General features: G+C 54.9%; 16 protein-coding genes. 6 read left to right on the top strand and 10 right to left on the bottom strand.

Annotation, left to right across the window (positions count from 1 at the left end):
• Positions 1–4 precede the first annotated feature (4 nt).
• A complete protein-coding gene (gene caiD / locus ACLJNW_RS18310) occupies positions 5–790 on the top strand; it encodes a crotonobetainyl-CoA hydratase (RefSeq protein WP_023204311.1) in 786 nt (261 codons plus the stop codon).
• A 109-nt stretch (positions 791–899) separates the two neighbouring features.
• On the top strand, positions 900–1,496 hold the full coding sequence (gene caiE / locus ACLJNW_RS18305) for a carnitine operon protein CaiE (protein WP_023204312.1): 597 nt from the start codon (positions 900–902) through the stop codon (positions 1,494–1,496).
• 77 nt (positions 1,497–1,573) lie between these two features.
• Here caiE and caiF read toward each other — a convergent pair whose 3' ends face one another.
• From caiF to citC, 10 genes are all read right to left on the bottom strand, one after another.
• Positions 1,574–1,969 (bottom strand): carnitine metabolism transcriptional regulator CaiF, encoded by a 396-nt coding sequence (caiF, locus tag ACLJNW_RS18300; protein ID WP_000333324.1) that lies wholly within the window; start codon positions 1,967–1,969, stop codon positions 1,574–1,576.
• Between the two features lie 273 nt (positions 1,970–2,242).
• Positions 2,243–5,470 (bottom strand): carbamoyl-phosphate synthase large subunit, encoded by a 3,228-nt coding sequence (gene carB, locus ACLJNW_RS18295; RefSeq protein ID WP_001126305.1) that lies wholly within the window; start codon positions 5,468–5,470, stop codon positions 2,243–2,245.
• Between the two features lie 18 nt (positions 5,471–5,488).
• Complete coding sequence (carA, locus tag ACLJNW_RS18290) at positions 5,489–6,637, bottom strand: glutamine-hydrolyzing carbamoyl-phosphate synthase small subunit (protein ID WP_000597284.1); 1,149 nt, start codon at positions 6,635–6,637, stop codon at positions 5,489–5,491.
• An 861-nt stretch (positions 6,638–7,498) separates the two neighbouring features.
• Positions 7,499–8,320 (bottom strand): 4-hydroxy-tetrahydrodipicolinate reductase, encoded by an 822-nt coding sequence (gene dapB / locus ACLJNW_RS18285; RefSeq protein ID WP_000544032.1) that lies wholly within the window; start codon positions 8,318–8,320, stop codon positions 7,499–7,501.
• Between the two features lie 179 nt (positions 8,321–8,499).
• Positions 8,500–9,408 carry a triphosphoribosyl-dephospho-CoA synthase CitG gene (gene citG / locus ACLJNW_RS18280; protein ID WP_001103238.1) on the bottom strand — a complete coding sequence of 303 codons (909 nt, stop codon included), beginning with the start codon at positions 9,406–9,408 and terminating at the stop codon, positions 8,500–8,502.
• Positions 9,386–9,937 carry a citrate lyase holo-[acyl-carrier protein] synthase gene (gene citX / locus ACLJNW_RS18275; RefSeq protein ID WP_024154859.1) on the bottom strand — a complete coding sequence of 184 codons (552 nt, stop codon included), beginning with the start codon at positions 9,935–9,937 and terminating at the stop codon, positions 9,386–9,388. Before citX ends, citG begins: the two co-directional genes overlap by 23 nt.
• Entirely contained in the window at positions 9,937–11,457 is a 1,521-nt protein-coding gene (citF, locus tag ACLJNW_RS18270; protein WP_000665573.1) for a citrate lyase subunit alpha, read from the bottom strand. The genes citX and citF overlap by 1 nt, the downstream gene beginning before the upstream one ends.
• Positions 11,458–11,467: 10 nt before the next feature.
• Positions 11,468–12,337, bottom strand: a complete 870-nt coding sequence (gene citE, locus ACLJNW_RS18265; RefSeq protein ID WP_001247811.1) for a citrate (pro-3S)-lyase subunit beta — start codon at positions 12,335–12,337, stop codon at positions 11,468–11,470.
• A complete protein-coding gene (citD, locus tag ACLJNW_RS18260; protein WP_000691461.1) occupies positions 12,334–12,627 on the bottom strand; it encodes a citrate lyase acyl carrier protein in 294 nt (97 codons plus the stop codon). The genes citE and citD overlap by 4 nt, the downstream gene beginning before the upstream one ends.
• A 29-nt stretch (positions 12,628–12,656) precedes the next feature.
• Positions 12,657–13,700: a [citrate (pro-3S)-lyase] ligase gene (citC, locus tag ACLJNW_RS18255; RefSeq protein ID WP_072209508.1), complete on the bottom strand. Its 1,044-nt coding sequence runs from the start codon at positions 13,698–13,700 to the stop codon at positions 12,657–12,659.
• A gap of 244 nt (positions 13,701–13,944) precedes the next feature.
• Between citC and citS the strand changes: the two genes are divergently transcribed.
• The 4 genes from citS to ACLJNW_RS18235 all read left to right on the top strand — a co-directional run.
• Positions 13,945–15,285: a citrate/sodium symporter CitS gene (gene citS / locus ACLJNW_RS18250; protein ID WP_000183602.1), complete on the top strand. Its 1,341-nt coding sequence runs from the start codon at positions 13,945–13,947 to the stop codon at positions 15,283–15,285.
• Positions 15,286–15,443: 158 nt separating this feature from the next.
• Positions 15,444–15,683, top strand: a complete 240-nt coding sequence (locus ACLJNW_RS18245; RefSeq protein ID WP_001001151.1) for an oxaloacetate decarboxylase subunit gamma — start codon at positions 15,444–15,446, stop codon at positions 15,681–15,683.
• Positions 15,684–15,698: 15 nt separating this feature from the next.
• Positions 15,699–17,468 carry a sodium-extruding oxaloacetate decarboxylase subunit alpha gene (gene oadA, locus ACLJNW_RS18240; RefSeq protein WP_129950299.1) on the top strand — a complete coding sequence of 590 codons (1,770 nt, stop codon included), beginning with the start codon at positions 15,699–15,701 and terminating at the stop codon, positions 17,466–17,468.
• A gap of 12 nt (positions 17,469–17,480) precedes the next feature.
• The coding region (locus ACLJNW_RS18235) for a sodium ion-translocating decarboxylase subunit beta (protein ID WP_107326621.1) at positions 17,481–18,361 on the top strand (881 nt) is incomplete at its 3' end.

The raw sequence follows: 18,361 nt of genomic DNA, 5'->3' as shown, positions 1-18,361 counted from the left end.
AACTATGAGTGAGTCATTACATCTGACCCGTAACGGCCCGATCCTGGAAATTATCCTCGACCGACCTAAAGCGAATGCCATTGATGCCAAAACCAGCTTTGCAATGGGTGAAGCTTTTCTTAATTTCCGTGACGATCCGGAATTACGCGTAGCAATCATTACCGGCGGCGGGGAGAAATTCTTTTCTGCTGGCTGGGACTTAAAAGCGGCAGCGGAAGGTGAAGCGCCGGATGCCGATTTTGGTCCCGGCGGCTTTGCCGGTTTAACCGAAATATTTGACCTCGATAAGCCGGTTATCGCCGCGGTGAACGGCTACGCGTTTGGCGGCGGTTTTGAGCTGGCGCTGGCGGCGGACTTTATTGTCTGCGCCGAAAACGCCAGTTTTGCGCTGCCGGAAGCAAAGCTCGGCATCGTGCCTGACAGCGGCGGCGTATTGCGTCTGCCTAAGCTGCTGCCACCGGCTATCGTCAACGAAATGGTAATGACCGGCAGACGAATGAGCGCCGAAGAAGCGCTGCGTTGGGGGATCGTGAACCGCGTTGTCAGCCAGAGCGAACTGATGGAGAGCGCGCGCGAACTGGCGCAACAACTGGTCAATAGCGCCCCGCTGGCTATCGCGGCGCTGAAAGAGATTTATCGCGCGACCAGCGAAATGCCGGTAGAAGAAGGCTACCGCTACATCCGCAGCGGCGTGCTGAAGCATTATCCGTCGGTACTGCATTCAGAAGATGCGCTCGAAGGACCGCAGGCATTTGCCGAAAAACGCGATCCGGTGTGGAAAGGTCGTTAATGTGACTATGCCGGATGGCGCTTCGCTTATCCGGCCTACAGCACATGCGCAACCATAGGCCGGATAAGGTGTTTACACCGCCATCCGGCAAAAAAACCGAGGTACAACTATGAGCTATTACGCCTTTGAAGGACTGATCCCGGTGGTGCATCCGGACGCGTTTGTCCATCCCAGCGCCGTGCTGATTGGCGATGTCATCGTGGGCGCCGGTGTTTATATTGGCCCACTCGCGTCATTGCGTGGGGATTATGGTCGCCTGATCCTGGAGGCAGGCTCTAATCTGCAGGATGGCTGCATTATGCATGGCTACTGCGATACCGATACCATCGTGCATGAAAACGGCCATATCGGCCACGGCGCTATTCTACATGGCTGCGTGGTGGGACAGGACGCCCTGGTCGGCATGAACAGCGTCATTATGGACGGCGCAGTGATTGGCGAAGAGAGCATTGTCGCCGCCATGAGTTTTGTCAAAGCCGGATTTCAGGGTGAGGCAAGGCAACTGCTGGTGGGTTCACCTGCGCGCGTACTACGCCAGGTCACGGACCAGGAGCTGCACTGGAAACGCCTCAACACCAAAGAATATCAGGATCTTGCGGTCCGCTGTCGAACGGGGTTATCTGAAACGAAGCCGTTAACGCAGGTCGAAGAAAACCGGCCGCGCCTGAAAGGCACGACGGACGTGAAGCCAAAATCAGCACAGTAATTGATGCCGGATGCGCTCACGCTTATCCGGCCTACGCGTCAATTACCGTTTACCCCGCCATCAGGTTAAACAGACAATTAGCGACGCATACTTTTTGACAGCATCATCTGCCATTTCTGCTCACGGTTTAGCTCTGTGGGGGGAACGGCAGACAGTCGCGGCGCTTTCGCCACGCTCACTTTTCTTTCCTGCAAATTATGATTCAATCGGCGATAGAGTTGAGAGTCGATACTCACGACTTTCACCAGACGCTGGCACTGGCAGCCTCGTCCTGCAATTTGGTTAGGGATCATCTTCACTTCACAAACAATTTCCCCCACTTCTGACAGAATATAGGAGAGCGTATTAATTGCTTTGCAATGTTCAATATCAAATTGACGGGAAATCTCCCTGGCAGTGATCCATCGGTTCTCTGCCATCATCCAGTCAGCAATTAACAAATAAAGCGGTCTTTCAACATATTTTTCACACATAAGCACACCATTTCACAAATTAAAAATCTGGCTACGGCCTGTCCAAACTAATAAAAACTAAGCCATATTAAAATTGTGGATATGCAAGATAGTATGCGACTTAAATATTGATTAGTGTGAGCAATATCGTGCTTATTACATTGAAAATGTGGTTACGGAAACGGACTTCTCCAGGAATGACCTTACGCAAGATAAAAAAAGGGTTTCTTTACAGAAACCCTTTCAACATTGTATTACAGGTCCGGTTAGAGCAATATCCACCGGACCCTTTGTTTACGACTTTTTGATCTGCGCGTGCATTTCCTGCACCGAGGTTACCTTCTCGGTGGCATCGGCATTGAGCGCCATCGTCGTGGCAAAACCGCCGTTCAGCGTGGTGTCATAATGCACTTTATACTGCAGCGCGCTGCGGCGAATCACCCTGGAGTCTTCAATCGCGCGGCGACCTGCGGTGGTGTTGATGATATAGGTATATTCGCCATTCTTGATACGGTCCTGAATGTGCGGACGACCTTCGTGCACCTTGTTCACCAGACGCGGGTTGATACCGGCTTCGCCCAGCACAATCGCCGTACCGTGGGTGGCATCCAGCTCAAAGCCCTGTTTCAGCAGCTTAGCGGCCAGGTCCACCACGCGCTCTTTGTCGCCTTCGCGGACGGAGAGCAGCGCACGGCCCTGTTTCTTCATGGTGGAGTTACTGCCCAGCTGCGCCTTAGCGAACGCTTCCGCGAAGGTACGGCCCACGCCCATCACTTCCCCGGTGGAGCGCATTTCTGGCCCTAACAGCGGGTCAACGCCGGGGAATTTGTTGAACGGCAGCACCACTTCTTTCACCGAGTAGTACGGCGGGATAATTTCTTGGGTCACGCCCTGCTCGGTCAGCGATTTGCCGGCCATCACGCGCGCCGCCACTTTCGCCAGCGGAACGCCGGTGGCTTTGGAGACGAACGGTACGGTACGCGCCGCACGCGGGTTGACTTCAATCAGGTAGACTTCGTTGTCCTTGACCGCAAACTGCACGTTCATCAGGCCGCGCACCTGCAACTCGAAGGCCAGCTTCTGCACCTGCTGGCGCATCACGTCCTGAATTTCCTGGCTCAGCGTGTAGGCCGGCAGGGAACAGGCGGAGTCGCCGGAGTGTACGCCCGCCTGCTCAATATGCTCCATAATGCCGCCAATCAGCACCATTTCGCCGTCGCAGATAGCGTCCACGTCCACTTCAACCGCGTCATCAAGGAAGCGGTCCAGCAGCACCGGCGCATCGTTAGAGACGCTGACCGCCGTCTGGAAGTAGCGACGCAGGTCGGCTTCGTCATAGACAATTTCCATCGCCCGACCGCCCAGCACGTAAGAAGGACGTACCACCAGCGGGTAGCCGATCTCTTTCGCTTTTTCGACAGCCTGTTCAATGGCGGTGACGGTGGCGTTGGCCGGTTGCTTCAGCTTCAGACGGTCAACCGCATGCTGGAAGCGTTCACGGTCTTCCGCGCGGTCGATGGCGTCCGGGCTGGTGCCGATAACCGGCACGCCTGCCGCTTCCAGCGCGCGCGCCAGCTTCAGCGGGGTCTGGCCGCCGTACTGCACGATAACGCCTTTCGGCTTCTCGATGCGCACGATTTCCAGCACGTCTTCCAGCGTCACCGGCTCGAAGTACAGACGGTCGGAAGTGTCGTAGTCGGTGGAGACGGTTTCCGGGTTACAGTTGACCATGATGGTCTCGTAACCGTCTTCGCGCAGCGCCAGCGAGGCGTGTACGCAGCAGTAGTCAAACTCAATGCCCTGGCCGATACGGTTCGGGCCGCCGCCGAGGACCATGATTTTATCGCGGTCAATGGACGGGTTCGCTTCGCACTCATCTTCATAAGTGGAGTACATGTAGGCGGTATCGGTGGCGAATTCCGCCGCGCAGGTATCCACACGCTTGTAGACCGGATGCAGGTCATACTGGTCACGCAGTTTGCGGATTTCCGCTTCGCGTACGCCCGCCAGTTTCGCCAGACGCGCATCGGCAAACCCTTTGCGCTTGAGCTGACGCAGGAAGTCGGCGTTGAGGCCAGTAATCCCGACTTCAGCCACTTTCTCTTCCAGACGCACCAGCTCTTCAATCTGCACCAGGAACCAGCGGTCGATGTTGGTCAGGTTAAAGACGCCATCCACAGACAAGCCCGCACGGAAGGCATCGGCGATATACCAGATACGATCAGCGCCCGCATCTTTCAGCTCGCGGCGGATTTTGGTCAGAGCTTCCGGGTCGTCGAGGCTCACTTTCGGGTCGAAACCGGTGGCGCCCACTTCCAGGCCGCGCAGCGCTTTCTGCAGGGATTCCTGCTGCGTGCGACCAATCGCCATCACTTCCCCGACCGATTTCATCTGAGTGGTCAGACGGTCATTGGCACCGGCGAATTTCTCGAAGTTAAAGCGCGGAATTTTGGTGACAACATAGTCAATAGACGGCTCAAACGACGCCGGCGTACGGCCACCGGTGATGTCGTTCATCAGTTCGTCGAGGGTGTAACCCACCGCCAGTTTGGCGGCTACTTTGGCAATCGGGAAGCCGGTGGCTTTCGACGCCAGCGCCGAGGAGCGGGAGACGCGCGGGTTCATTTCGATAACGATCAGACGACCGTTTTTCGGGTTCACTGCGAACTGGACGTTAGAACCGCCGGTTTCGACGCCGATTTCACGCAGTACCGCCATCGAGGCGTTACGCATGATTTGGTATTCTTTGTCGGTCAGCGTCTGTGCCGGGGCCACGGTGATGGAGTCACCGGTGTGGATACCCATCGCATCGAAGTTTTCGATAGAGCAGACGATGATGCAGTTGTCGTTTTTATCACGCACCACTTCCATCTCGTACTCTTTCCAGCCGATCAGCGATTCATCAATCAGCAGCTCGTTGGTTGGCGAGAGGTCCAGACCGCGTTCGCAGATTTCTTCGAACTCTTCACGGTTGTAAGCGATACCGCCGCCGGTGCCGCCCATGGTAAAGGACGGACGGATGATGCACGGGAAGCCCACGTCAGCGGCAACCGCCAGCGCTTCTTCCATAGTGTGCGCGATACCGGAACGCGCGGTGTCGAGACCAATTTTCTTCATCGCGATATCGAAGCGACGACGGTCTTCGGCTTTATCAATGGCGTCGGCGGTGGCGCCAATCATGGTCACACCGAACTCTTCGAGCACGCCCTGACGCTCCAGCTCCAGCGCACAGTTCAGCGCGGTCTGGCCGCCCATGGTCGGCAGCACCGCATCCGGACGCTCTTTTTCGATGATTTTGCGCACCACTTCCCAGTGAATCGGCTCGATGTAGGTGGCATCGGCCATTTCCGGGTCGGTCATGATGGTGGCCGGGTTGGAGTTCACCAGAATAACGCGGTAACCCTCTTCGCGCAGCGCTTTACACGCCTGAGCGCCGGAGTAGTCAAACTCACACGCCTGACCGATAACAATCGGGCCCGCGCCCAGAATCAGGATGCTTTTTATATCTGTACGTTTTGGCATGGCTCTTATTACTCCTGATTATTTCGCGGACTGACGGTATTGCTCAATAAGCTCGATAAAGTGGTCGAACAGCGGCGCCGCATCGTGCGGGCCTGGGCTCGCCTCCGGGTGACCCTGGAAGCTGAACGCCGGTTTATCGGTACGGTGAATCCCTTGCAGGGTGCCGTCGAACAGCGACTTGTGGGTCACGCGCAGGTTGGCGGGCAGCGAGTCTTCATCCACCGCAAAGCCGTGGTTCTGCGCGGTGATCATCACCACGTTTCGGTCCATATCTTTTACCGGATGGTTGCCGCCGTGATGGCCGAACTTCATCTTAACGGTCTTCGCACCGCTCGCCAGCGCCAGCAGCTGATGGCCGAGGCAGATGCCGAACACAGGAATGTCGGTCTGGAGGAATTTCTTAATCGCCTCGATGGCGTAGTCGCACGGGGCCGGGTCGCCAGGGCCGTTCGACAGGAAGATGCCGTCCGGATTCATTTTCAGCACCTCTTCAGCAGAGGTTTGCGCTGGCACCACCGTCAGGCGGCAGCCGCGATCCACCAGCATGCGCAGGATGTTGCGTTTGGCGCCGAAATCATAGGCCACCACATGGAACGGCAGGTCATCCTCAGATTTCGCTTCCGGTAAACCGTCTTTCAGCGTCCAGCTACCCTGCGTCCAGCGGTAAGTTTCCGTCGTGGTCACTTCTTTCGCCAGATCCATACCGTTAAGTCCAGGAAATGCTTTCGCTTTTTCCAGCGCCAGCTTCGCATCCGGGCTATCGCCTGCAATGATGCAGCCGTTCTGTGCGCCTTTCTCACGCAGCAGTCGGGTCAGCTTACGGGTATCGATATCAGCAATCGCCACGATGTTATGGCGTTTCAGGTAAGAAGAGAGGTCTTCGGTGTTACGGAAGTTGCTGGCAATCAACGGCAGATCGCGAATCACTAAACCTTGCGCATGAACCTGAGAAGATTCTTCATCGGCTTCATTGGTGCCGACATTACCAATATGGGGATAAGTAAGAGTGACGATTTGGCGGGAATAGGAAGGATCAGTGAGGATTTCTTGATAACCGGTCATTGAAGTATTGAAAACGACTTCCCCAACCGCCGAACCCGTTGCCCCAATGGCCCGACCGTGAAACTGGGTTCCGTCTTCCAGAACCAATAGCGCTGACTTAATCAAAACACCCTCCAGAGAATATTCACTCACTTTATTTGCATATTAATTCATTCAGTCAGTATGAAGCAATGCAAATTTGCTTACCCGTGGATTTCTGGCAAACGGCGGCATTCTGAAGTTAAGCCGGATAAAAGTCAACTTAAAGAGGGTATTTTTTATGTTATTTTGCACATTATAAGGAAGTTATTCTGTTTAATAGGCAAAAAGATCAACTAAGTGACGATAGAAAACGCTTGCGCTTCCTTGAGTTCGAAAAAAACTGGCTGGCATGATAAAAAGTGGACCAAATGGTCAAATTTCACATTAAAACAACAAAAAACAACGATAAAAATTCATTTAATAGCCATTAATGTTATTAAATTAATAAAAATTCAAAATTAAGCAAATTAACAACAAAAATAACTTAAAAATTAACTTGTTATAAAAAGAAAAAATCAAATCAAACGCATCATAAAATCACAAAAAACAGCAAGTTAAGACAATATAATGACAACTCAAATTTAGATATTAATATCTAACTTCTTTTTCTTTAAGACAGGCGCATACGATTGGACCACAAACAGCCTCACTACAGCATAAAAAAGCTAACTTATTGAAGCAAAATAGATAAAACGATCCCGTGGAACAGCACTAACCCCCCAATGGATATCAGTCTTATCAGTCTGGTCGAGGTGCCTTTTGCATACGGTAAGCCACTGCGGCAGAACATGTCGTGGGAGAAGAAACTGTCGAAACATGAATGGTGAAAGGCGTTATTTATCTGACCGAATAACCGGGGGGCAAAAACAAAAGGGCAATAATATATTGCCCTTTGTAATCAATTAATCTTGATTACCACAACCACATCACGAAGGTATTTAGTCGCTATAATACATCCAGCCCCAGCACATCCCGCATGTCAAATAGCCCATTTTTCTTCGTTTTTAGCCATAACGCCGATCGCAACGCGCCATTTGCAAACGTCATGCGGCTGGAAGCTTTATGCGTAATCTCTACGCGCTCGCCAATATCGGCAAACATCGCGGTATGTTCGCCGACGATGTCGCCCGCCCGAACGGTTGCAAAGCCAATCGTGCCCGGTACGCGCTCGCCGGTATAACCTTCACGCGAGTAGACCGCGCAGTCCTTCAGATTTTTATCCAGCGCCCCGGCGATTGCCTCGCCCATTGCCAGCGCCGTACCCGACGGTGCATCCACTTTATGGCGGTGGTGCGCTTCAATAATTTCAATATCGCTATAGTCGCCCATTACCTTCGCGGCTTTCTCCAGCAGCTTGAGCATGACGTTAACGCCGACGCTAAAGTTTGCGGCGAAAACGATCGCAATCTCTTGTGACGCCTCGCGAATGGCTTGTTTACCGGCGTCGTCAAAGCCGGTAGTACCAATCACCATCCCTTTACCATGCTGGCGGCAAAACGCCAGATGCGTCAACGTGCCTTCCGGACGGGTAAAATCGATGAAAACGTCAAAATCATCTTTTACCGCCTCAAGGCTGCTTTGAACGATCACGCCGGACTTTCCCGCCCCTGCCAGTTCGCCAGCATCGCTGCCCAGCAAGGAAGAGCCTTCGCGCTCCAGCGCGGCACCCAGCTGAACACCTTCCATCGCCATGGCGGCCTGGATTAACTGCCGTCCCATGCGGCCACCGGCGCCGGCAATGGCGACGCGGATTTGTGCTTCATGCATAGCTATTCTCTTTTGTAAAAATTGCGTAAACCGTTTTCAGAGTAACCAGCGCGCCCGGAGGCCGCCATCTAAAATCGCCGATAATTAGAAATTAATGATAAACAGGGAGCGATATCAGTAAAAGACATGATTCATCCCGCAGGATGAATCATTGCTGGAGAGAATGAAAGAAGAGAAACTTACTCAGGATAGAGGGAACCGGCAGGAAAATGACTTAAAAACCAGGTCACTGCCAGTAAATCCGCGCTACCGCCAGGGCTTAAGTTACGCAGGATGAGTTCATCATCGAGGGACTGCATCGCTTCAATGCCCCCCTCAACCAATACGCCCCCTTGCCACAACAATTTTTGTGCCTGCTGCTGCACGTAGTAAAGCCCTTCCAGGCCTCCCCGTGACACCAGATTGGTATCATCATTCCACGCCATCAGATGCAACAATGTTTGCAGTAGGGCAAGATGGGTATCGTCATGCTCCTGCACGACCCGGTTAAACACCGGCAAAGCCTGCGTTCTGACGGTTCGAAAACCGCTTTCCGCTTCTCCCCGCGCGCCCGACAGGCCATAACACTGGAAATGGGTTTCACTCTTTGTCAGTTTTCCCGCTTTTTTTGCTGAGAGCTCGTGGGCAACAATATTCCGACTCAGGCGGGCAACCTGGTCGCAGATACGATTTTGCTCCAACGGTTCTCCCCGCGCGAGAAGTCGGCCAATCGCTGCGCTCAGCAGGCCAAAAGCGAAAATCGCCCCGCGATGGGTATTCACACCATTGGTCGCCTGTAGCATATCGTTCTCACAGGCCATCCCCAGCGGACGCAGCATCACCAGGACATTTTCTGCCGCCAGCGCCGCCGTGTTGTTGCCCATGATAAAAAACTTTTCCATCCACGGAGCAATGGCGGTAGTACTACGTTCAAATGCCGCCAGATCCATATCCCTATGCGCTCCCGAATTACGAATATCGACCAGACCGGGTTTTGGTGTCAGCCTGGCTTCCGTCAGCAGCGCTCTTGCAACCAACCCATTAAGTTCGCCAGCCGCCAGCGATGAGTACGCTGGCGTACGCCGTTCAGTCACAACGCTCACGTTCATAGCATTCGATCCTTCGTGCAATTTCATCCAACAAAAGGTCAAGGGTGTGATGCTTGCCCCGGGCACAGGGATGAGCATCCTGCTGGCATATCAAACATGGCCGGGCAGGATACCCGAGTTCACGGCGTGATAGCGACTTACCGTCGCTATCAATAATGTCGATGTCCCAAAGCCGCCCTAACGGATGGCTCATCTCTAGTGTCGACATGTGCTGTTTCAACGCCATTGCCGGCGCACAGACCGCTGCCATCCATTCCGGGCCGCTGCGTTCATTTACCTGCATTTCCCAGACGTTGACCCACTCCTTCTGTTCGCAAAGCGCCAGTATTTCGGCAATTGCGTAATCGGCGACACGCCGCCAGACCGCTGAGTTTTTAACGGCGCCCGGTGCAACCAGCGTGAGGGAAATCAACGGTAGCCGATAGCAGTTCAACGCCTGACGCTGCCTGGCGGCACGTTTATCGCGCGCTTGTAGCATCTCCTCCAGCGTAACTGCCTGGCCCTGGTACAGCAGGTCTGTGCCCTTCATCAGCCTTTAACCTGGCGAATCACGTCAATCACTGAACCGTCGCGATAACGCACCACAGCCACCACCCGATCGGTAAACTCAATCGGCTGCGGTTTACCGGTCAGTTGCTCAGCGCGCTGTTGCAGTTGTTCGATGGTCATCAGCGCCACACCTGCAGCACGCAGGTTATCAAGCAGATCCTGACGCGCAGGGTTCACCGCAATACCATGGTCGGTAACCAGCACATCAACACTTGCCCCAGGCGTGACGGTAGTCAGCACTTTTTCCACCACGCATGGGATTCGGCCACGGACCAGCGGTGCGGTAATAATGGTGAGATCGGCCCCTGCTGCCGTATCGCTATGGCCGCCCGATGCGCCACGCAGTACGCCGTTTGAACCGGTCATCACGTTAACGTTAAAATTCACGTCAATTTCCAGCGCGCTCAGCATCACCACGTTCAGGCGTTCGCATGCCGCGCCTTTAGAGGCGGGGTTCGCGTATTGATTGGTTGAGATTTCAATATGATGTGGATTCTGCGCCAGCGAACGGGCTGCATCGCCATCGAATGATTGCGTATCCAGCAGCGCTTTGATCAACCCTTTCTCATGCAGATCCACCATGGTGCCGGTGATCCCGCCCAGGCCAAAACTCGCCGTAATGTTGTGGCGACGCATTTTGTCTTCCAGGAAACGGGTGACCGCCAGAGATGCGCCACCGGTGCCGGTTTGCAGCGAGAAACCGTCACAAAAATAACCTGAGTGTTCGATCACATTAGCCGCCTGCCGGGCGATCAACAGTTCACGCGGGTTGCTGGACAGACGAATCGCGCCCGCGGTGATCTTTTCCGGATCCCCTACTTCGTCCACCTGTACGATCAAATCAACCTGATCCTGCGCGATACTGGCCGGATAATTGGGAAATTCGACCCACTCTTCAGTCAGGAGCACCACACATTTAGCATACTGCGCATCAACCTGCGCATATCCCAAAGAGCCGCAGCGTGACTTGCCGCTAAAGCCGTTAGCATTACCAAATTCATCGCAGCACGGCACGCCGAGGAAAGCGACATCAATATTCAGCTCACCGCTCTGAATCAGCTTTACGCGGCCGCCGTGAGAGTGGATCTGTACCGGGTTTTCCATCAGGCCAGCGGAGATCTCTTCCCCTAACTTGCCGCGCAGCCCGGAGGTGTAGATCTGCCGCACCACGCCATTTTTAATGTGTTCGATAAGCGGCCAGTGGGCATCAATTAATGAGCTGGAGGCAAGCGTCAGATCGCGGAATCCCATTTCCGCCAGCTTCGCCATCACCATATTGACAACTTTGTCGCCACCACGAAACGCATGGTGGAAGGATATCGTCATGCCATTTTTAAGCCCGGAACGACGGATAGCCTCTTCAAGCGAGTCACAAATTTTACGCCGACGCTTTTCCGTTTCACTGGCAAGCCACGGGCTGTTCGCTGTTACCCCCTGGTAGGGCTGTAATCCTTCCGGTACGACATATTGCTGGTTGAGCATGGTTACAGTCTCTTTCATGGTTCCTTCCTTAATCACGAATACCGGAAGCCGACAGCGCCACCACTTTACGCGCGTGGTCGATAATCGGGCCGTCAATCATTTTGCCGTTGAGTGAAACGACGCCCAGACCGCGAGACTCAGCCTCTTCAGCGGCGGCAATCACCTCATACGCATGCTCAACTTCTTTACGTGTCGGAGAATAAGCCTGATGTAACAGCTCAATCTGACGTGGGTTCACTAAGGACTTACCGTTAAAACCAAGCCCTTTCGCCAACTGCACTTCCTTCAGGAAGCCTTCTTCATTATTGATATCCGACCAAACGACATCATAGGCGGCAATACCCGCAACGCGCGCCGCATGCAGCACTGCGCAGCGGGCGTAGAACAGCTCGGTGCCATCGCCCCGGCTGGTGCCCATATCCATCACGTAATCAAATGCCGCCAGCGCAATTGCCACCATGCGCGGGCTGGAGGTGGCGATGTCGACGGCATTGACCACGCCTTTCGCTGATTCGATCGCCGCCATCAGCCTGGTACTGCCGACTTCACGTCCACATTCACGTTCGATCCGTTCAACCTGCGCTTCCAGCTCCAGCACATCGTTTTTGCTGTCGGTTTTCGGCAGACGCACGATATCCGCGCCACCACGCACGACGGCCTCAAGATCGGCCAGACCAAACGGCGTGTTCAGTGGATTAATGCGCACCACTTTTTCAACATCCTGATAGAACGGATGTTGAAGCGCGTGATGGACTAAAAGACGGGCGGTATCTTTCTCACGTAACGCTACGGCGTCTTCTAAGTCGAACATCACCGCGTCCGCACCGTAGACAAACGAGGTGCTCAACATGGCCGCATTTGCGCCGGGGATAAACAACATACTGCGACGTGGTCTCATAACGCACTCCATTGAATTTCCGTTTGTTCTGCAGCGCGTAACGCCGCCGCCTGCACTCGGGCGCGTAAAATACACTCCAGCGCGCCTTTGTCATCGACGCTAACCAGCGCGCGTTCAACGCCCAGCTTCGCCAGCGTTTCCCGAACCACCTGCTCAATCGCCGCGCCAAACTGCTGCTTCACCAGACTCTCTAGCTCCAGCCGAATTCCTGGCTCGCTGGATGGACCAATCCTGATCATCACATCGCTGGATTCCAGCGTGCCTGCCAGGGCATCTTTAATGATTTTCATTAGTTATGTTCCTTGTTAACGGTGTTACGTCATATGGTTTCAGTGTGTCTGGCGGCATGCCGATGCAGATATGCCAGGGTGCCAGCAGGCACCAGCGCGCTTATTGCCGACCAATTACGTTCGCTATACAGTTTTCTGACGCGAGAGGCGGAAATAGCCGCGCCGTTTTTCTCCACCCGCGCCAGCTCGACGACCTCAATAACCGGGCCGCTACGCTTCGGATCGTGCAAAATGTCGTGCATTCGCTGGTTATAGGCACAGGTCAGAGGACAAAACGGTTCACTGCCGACAAAACGATGGGTAATCCCCAGCGCTGGAGCCAGATGTTCACGGAAGAGTTGCAGATCGATCTGGCAATGGCAGTCGTCCACAACCCCTTTTTCTTTGAGGAAATAGCCGGGAAACGTCGCACGCGAGATCATATAAGCGGAGCCGGAATGCAACGTGACGTTGTCAATGCCCCCGATTCCTTGTTCGATCAGCGCCCAACGGTCGGTATAGGAAAAAAATGAAGCATCTTCTTTGACTACAAACAGATGCAACCAGTCACAGGCCGCAGCCGCTTGCTCCACCAGATAACGGTGGCCCAATGTAAACGGATTGGCGTTCATGACGATGGCGCCGAACGTTTTTCCCGGTTGACGATAAAGCGCCAGTTGGCGACAAAAGCGCGCTAACCGTTCACTGCTGTTCTCCATTAACACCGCCAGCTCACCTGCCTGCGCAATGGGCCAAAACCCCGCGCCAGAAAACAGCAACCGATTTTGCGGCTTAGTGAACAGGAAAAGCTCGCTGCGGTTTAACTCGTAGGCCAATGTAAGCAGCTCGGTCAGCAGTTTGAGGCTGAGCCCTTCCCCTTGTAAAACCGGGGAAACGGCGATGCATTTCAGTACGTTCCCGGCCAGAGAACCGCACCCGACTATCTCACCCTGCCAATATGCGCATACCGCGATTTCACAATCGTCTTCCAGGGCTAGTCCCACGCCCTCCAGAAACATGGCGACCGACTCGCGACGCAATACATCCTTTTGCAAATAAATGCGTTTAAATATTAGATTCACTCTATTCTGCATCCGTCAGCAAATAACGTCGCATATTTCGCCAGCGTTTGTATTACTCGTCTGGAATAGACATCACACTTTCCCCCTTGCTTTTATAAGCTTTATGGTTTTTATTTCCTTAATTAACCAGAGTTAATAAAAATAATTAAATTAATTAAAAACACAACCATTCAGTGAAGATAGTCACATCTCATGGTTCATTGAATTTATTAGTATGCGCGGGTCTTGTTACCCATCAATACACAGGAAAATGTTTATGACCAACATGACCCAAGCTTCGGCGACGGAGAAAAAGGGGGCTAGCGATTTACTCAGATTCAAAATCTTTGGTATGCCGCTACCGCTTTATGCCTTTGCATTAATTACTTTATTACTTTCTCATTTTTATAATGCTATACCGACTGACTTAGTCGGTGGTTTTGCCCTTATGTTTGTGATGGGGGCCATTTTTGGTGAAATCGGCAAACGTTTACCGATCTTCAATAAATATATTGGCGGCGCACCGGTTATGATATTTCTGGTTGCAGCTTATTTTGTCTATGCTGGCATATTTACGCAGAAAGAAATTGATGCGATCAGCAACGTAATGGATAAAAGCAACTTCCTTAACCTGTTTATCGCAGTGTTGATCACAGGCGCGATCCTGTCGGTAAACCGTAAGCTGCTATTAAAATCACTGCTGGGCTATATCCCAACCATCCTCGCCGGGATTGTCGGCGCGTCCCTTTTCGGTATCGTCATTGGTCTGTGCTTCGGTATCCCGGTCGACCGTATCATGATGCTGTACGTTCTGCCGATTATGGGCGGTGGTAACGGCGCGGGCGCCGTGCCTCTGTCTGAAATTTATCACTCGGTTACCGGACGTTCTCGCGAAGAGTATTACTCAACGGCTATTGCTATTCTGACCATTGCGAATATCTTCGCCATTATTTTCGCCGCCCTCCTCGATATGATAGGCAAAAAATACACCTGGCTTAGCGGTGAAGGTGAGTTGGTTCGTAAGGCTTCCTTCAAAACCGAAGATGATGAAAAGGCCGGTCAGATTACCCATCGTGAAACGGCGGTTGGCATGGTGTTATCCACCACCTGCTTCCTGCTGGCCTATGTTGTTGCCAAGAAAATTCTGCCAAGCATCGGCGGCGTCTCTATTCACTACTTCGCCTGGATGGTTCTGATTGTTGCTGCGCTGAACGCATCAGGTCTTTGCTCACCGGAGATTAAAGCCGGGGCGAAACGTCTTTCTGACTTCTTCTCCAAACAGCTACTGTGGGTGCTGATGGTAGGTGTGGGTGTTTGCTACACCGATCTACAAGAGATCATCGATGCCCTGACGTTCGCGAACGTAGTTATCGCCGCAATCATTGTGGTCGGCGCAGTCGTTGGCGCAGCTATCGGGGGCTGGTTGATTGGCTTCTACCCGATTGAATCATCCATTACTGCGGGTCTTTGTATGGCCAACCGCGGCGGCTCCGGCGATCTGGAAGTGCTCTCCGCCTGTAACCGTATGAACCTCATTTCATATGCACAAATTTCCTCTCGTCTGGGCGGCGGTATTGTGCTGGTTATCGCTAGCATCGTGTTCAGCATGATGGTGTAAAAAAACGCACGGCGGTGTCTTGGCAGCAAACGACCTGGAGAAAAGTAGAGGCCAAAGCCAGAGGTGGCCAAGGGAAATCCACTCTACTCCTTAGCCGGATTCACCAGGAAGGTTGTCGTCAAGGCCACCGTCGTGCCTCTCATTATGGAAAATGATTCATGAATGAAGCTGTATTACTGGGTGAAGGTTTCACCCTGATGTTTTTAGGGATGGGGTTCGTACTGAGCTTTCTGTTCCTGCTGATCTTTGCCATTCGCGGCATGTCTGCCGTGATTACTCGCTTCTTCCCGGAACCCGTCGCCGCGCCCGCACCGCGCGCCGTTCCCGCCGTGGACGACTTCACCCGCTTAAAGCCGGTGATTGCCGCCGCCATTCACCATCACCGCCTTAACGCTTAATTCCCGGAGGGATCCATGACTATTGCCATTACCGACGTCGTCCTGCGTGACGCCCACCAGTCCCTGTTCGCCACCCGCCTGCGCCTTGATGATATGCTGCCGATTGCCGCTCAGCTCGATGATGTGGGCTACGGGTCGCTGGAGTGCTGGGGCGGCGCCACCTTTGACGCCTGTATCCGCTTCCTCGGCGAAGACCCGTGGGTCCGCCTGCGCGAGCTCAAAAAAGCCATGCCCAAAACCCCCCTGCAGATGCTGCTGCGCGGCCAGAACCTGCTCGGCTACCGCCATTACGCCGATGACGTGGTGGAACGCTTCGTTGAGCGGGCAGTGAAAAACGGCATGGACGTCTTCCGCGTCTTCGATGCCATGAACGACCCGCGCAATATGAAGGCCGCCCTGCAGGCGGTACGCAGCCACGGCGCGCACGCCCAGGGTACGCTGAGCTATACCACCAGTCCGGCGCACACGTTGCAGACCTGGCTGGATTTAACGGAGCAACTGCTGGAAACCGGCGTTGACTCGATTGCCATCAAGGATATGTCCGGCATTCTCACGCCGATGGCGGCGTATGAGCTGGTCAGCGAAATCAAAAAACGCTATGACGTGCGCCTGCACCTGCACTGCCATGCCACCACCGGGATGGCGGAGATGACCCTGCTGAAGGCTATCGAGGCGGGTGTTGACGGCGTGGACACGGCGATTTCCTCCATGAGCTCCACCTACGGCCACCCGGCCACCGAAGCGCTGGTGGCAACGCTTGCCGGCACGGAACACGACACCGGGCTGGATATCCTGAAGCTGGAAAATATCGCCGCGTACTTCCGCGAGGTGCGCAAAAAGTATCACGCCTTTGAAGGCCAGCTGAAGGGCTACGACAGCCGTATTCTGGTGGCCCAGGTACCGGGCGGAATGCTCACCAACCTGGAAAGCCAGCTGAAGCAGCAGAACGCGGCGGACAAACTCGACCAGGTGCTGGCGGAAATCCCCCGCGTGCGCGAGGACCTCGGCTTTATCCCGCTGGTGACCCCCACCTCGCAGATTGTCGGCACCCAGGCGGTGCTCAACGTGCTGACCGGCGAGCGCTACAAAACCATTGCCAAAGAAACGGCGGGCATTCTGAAAGGCGAATACGGCCACACCCCGGTGCCGGTGAACGCCGCGTTACAGGCCCGCGTGCTGGAAGGGGGCGCTCCGGTGACCTGCCGCCCGGCGGACCTGCTGAAGCCGGAACTGGCTGAACTGGAAGCGGACGTCAGGCGCCAGGCGCAGGAGAAGGGCATCACTCTGGCGGGAAACGCCATCGACGACGTGCTCACCGTGGCGCTGTTCCCGCAAATCGGCCTCAAATTCCTTGAGAACCGCCATAATCCGGCGGCGTTTGAGCCACTGCCGCAGGCGGAAGCCGCGCAGCCTGCCGCTGCCCCGGCAAAAGCCGCAGCTTCCGGTATCTACACCGTGGAAGTGGAAGGCAAAGCCTTTGTGGTGAAAGTCAGCGACGGCGGCGATATCAGCCAGCTCACTGCGGCTGCACCTGCTGCCTCTTCTGCTCCTGCCACCGCCCCGGCAGGCGCCGGCACCCCGGTCACCGCGCCGCTGGCGGGGAATATCTGGAAGGTGATTGCCACCGAGGGCCAGACGGTGGCCGAAGGCGACGTGCTGCTGATTCTGGAAGCCATGAAGATGGAAACCGAAATCCGCGCCGCGCAGGCCGGGACGGTACGCGGTATCGCGGTGAAGTCCGGGGACGCGGTTTCCGTCGGCGACACCCTGATGACGCTGGCGTAACGGAGAACTGAAATGGAAAGTCTGAACGCCCTGCTTCAGGGCATGGGGCTGATGCACCTTGGCGCAGGCCAGGCCATCATGCTGCTGGTCAGCCTGCTGCTGCTGTGGCTGGCGATTGCGAAGAAGTTCGAGCCGTTACTGCTGCTGCCAATTGGCTTCGGCGGGCTGCTCTCCAACATCCCGGAAGCGGGCATGGCGCTGACCGCGCTGGAAAGCCTGCTGGCGCATCACGACGCCGGGCAGCTGGCGGTGATTGCCGCGAAGCTGAACTGCGCGCCGGACGTCCACGCCATTAAAGAGGCATTAGCGCTGGCGCTGCCGTCGGTGCAGGGACAGATGGAGAACCTGGCGGTGGACATGGGCTACACGCCGGGGGTGCTGGCGCTGTTCTATAAAGTGGCGATTGGCTCCGGCGTCGCGCCGCTGGTCATCTTTATGGGCGTGGGCGCGATGACCGACTTCGGCCCGCTGCTGGCCAACCCGCGCACCCTGCTGCTCGGCGCGGCGGCGCAGTTCGGCATCTTCGCCACCGTGCTGGGGGCGCTGACGCTGAACTACTTCGGCCTGATTTCCTTCACCCTGCCGCAGGCGGCGGCCATCGGCATTATCGGCGGCGCGGACGGCCCGACGGCGATTTATCTGTCGGGCAAGCTGGCCCCGGAGCTGCTGGGGGCCATCGCGGTGGCGGCGTACTCGTATATGGCGCTGGTGCCGTTAATCCAGCCACCGATTATGCGCGCGCTGACCAGCGAGAAAGAGCGCAAAATCCGCATGGTGCAGCTGCGCACGGTGAGTAAGCGGGAAAAAATCCTCTTCCCGGTGGTGCTGTTACTACTGGTGGCGCTGCTGCTGCCGGACGCCGCGCCGCTGCTGGGGATGTTCTGCTTTGGCAA

The organism is Salmonella sp. SAL4457, assembly GCF_046548235.1.
Lineage (GTDB): Bacteria > Pseudomonadota > Gammaproteobacteria > Enterobacterales > Enterobacteriaceae > Salmonella > Salmonella enterica.
The sequence above is the reverse complement of the archived record's forward strand: the minus strand, read 5'-3'. Positions and strand labels throughout refer to the sequence as shown.

Excerpts from the sequence above, each read along its gene's own strand:
- caiD (WP_023204311.1), top strand. The coding sequence starts at position 5 with ATGAGTGAGTCATTACATCTGACCCGTAACGGCCCGATCCTGGAAATT.
- caiE (WP_023204312.1), top strand. The coding sequence starts at position 900 with ATGAGCTATTACGCCTTTGAAGGACTGATCCCGGTGGTGCATCCGGAC.
- caiF (WP_000333324.1), bottom strand. The coding sequence starts at position 1,969 with ATGTGTGAAAAATATGTTGAAAGACCGCTTTATTTGTTAATTGCTGAC.
- carB (WP_001126305.1), bottom strand. The coding sequence starts at position 5,470 with ATGCCAAAACGTACAGATATAAAAAGCATCCTGATTCTGGGCGCGGGC.
- dapB (WP_000544032.1), bottom strand. The coding sequence starts at position 8,320 with ATGCATGAAGCACAAATCCGCGTCGCCATTGCCGGCGCCGGTGGCCGC.
- citG (WP_001103238.1), bottom strand. The coding sequence starts at position 9,408 with ATGAACGTGAGCGTTGTGACTGAACGGCGTACGCCAGCGTACTCATCG.
- citX (WP_024154859.1), bottom strand. The coding sequence starts at position 9,937 with ATGAAGGGCACAGACCTGCTGTACCAGGGCCAGGCAGTTACGCTGGAG.
- citF (WP_000665573.1), bottom strand. The coding sequence starts at position 11,457 with ATGAAAGAGACTGTAACCATGCTCAACCAGCAATATGTCGTACCGGAA.
- citE (WP_001247811.1), bottom strand. The coding sequence starts at position 12,337 with ATGAGACCACGTCGCAGTATGTTGTTTATCCCCGGCGCAAATGCGGCC.
- citD (WP_000691461.1), bottom strand. The coding sequence starts at position 12,627 with ATGAAAATCATTAAAGATGCCCTGGCAGGCACGCTGGAATCCAGCGAT.
- citC (WP_072209508.1), bottom strand. The coding sequence starts at position 13,700 with ATGCAGAATAGAGTGAATCTAATATTTAAACGCATTTATTTGCAAAAG.
- citS (WP_000183602.1), top strand. The coding sequence starts at position 13,945 with ATGACCAACATGACCCAAGCTTCGGCGACGGAGAAAAAGGGGGCTAGC.
- ACLJNW_RS18245 (WP_001001151.1), top strand. The coding sequence starts at position 15,444 with ATGAATGAAGCTGTATTACTGGGTGAAGGTTTCACCCTGATGTTTTTA.
- oadA (WP_129950299.1), top strand. The coding sequence starts at position 15,699 with ATGACTATTGCCATTACCGACGTCGTCCTGCGTGACGCCCACCAGTCC.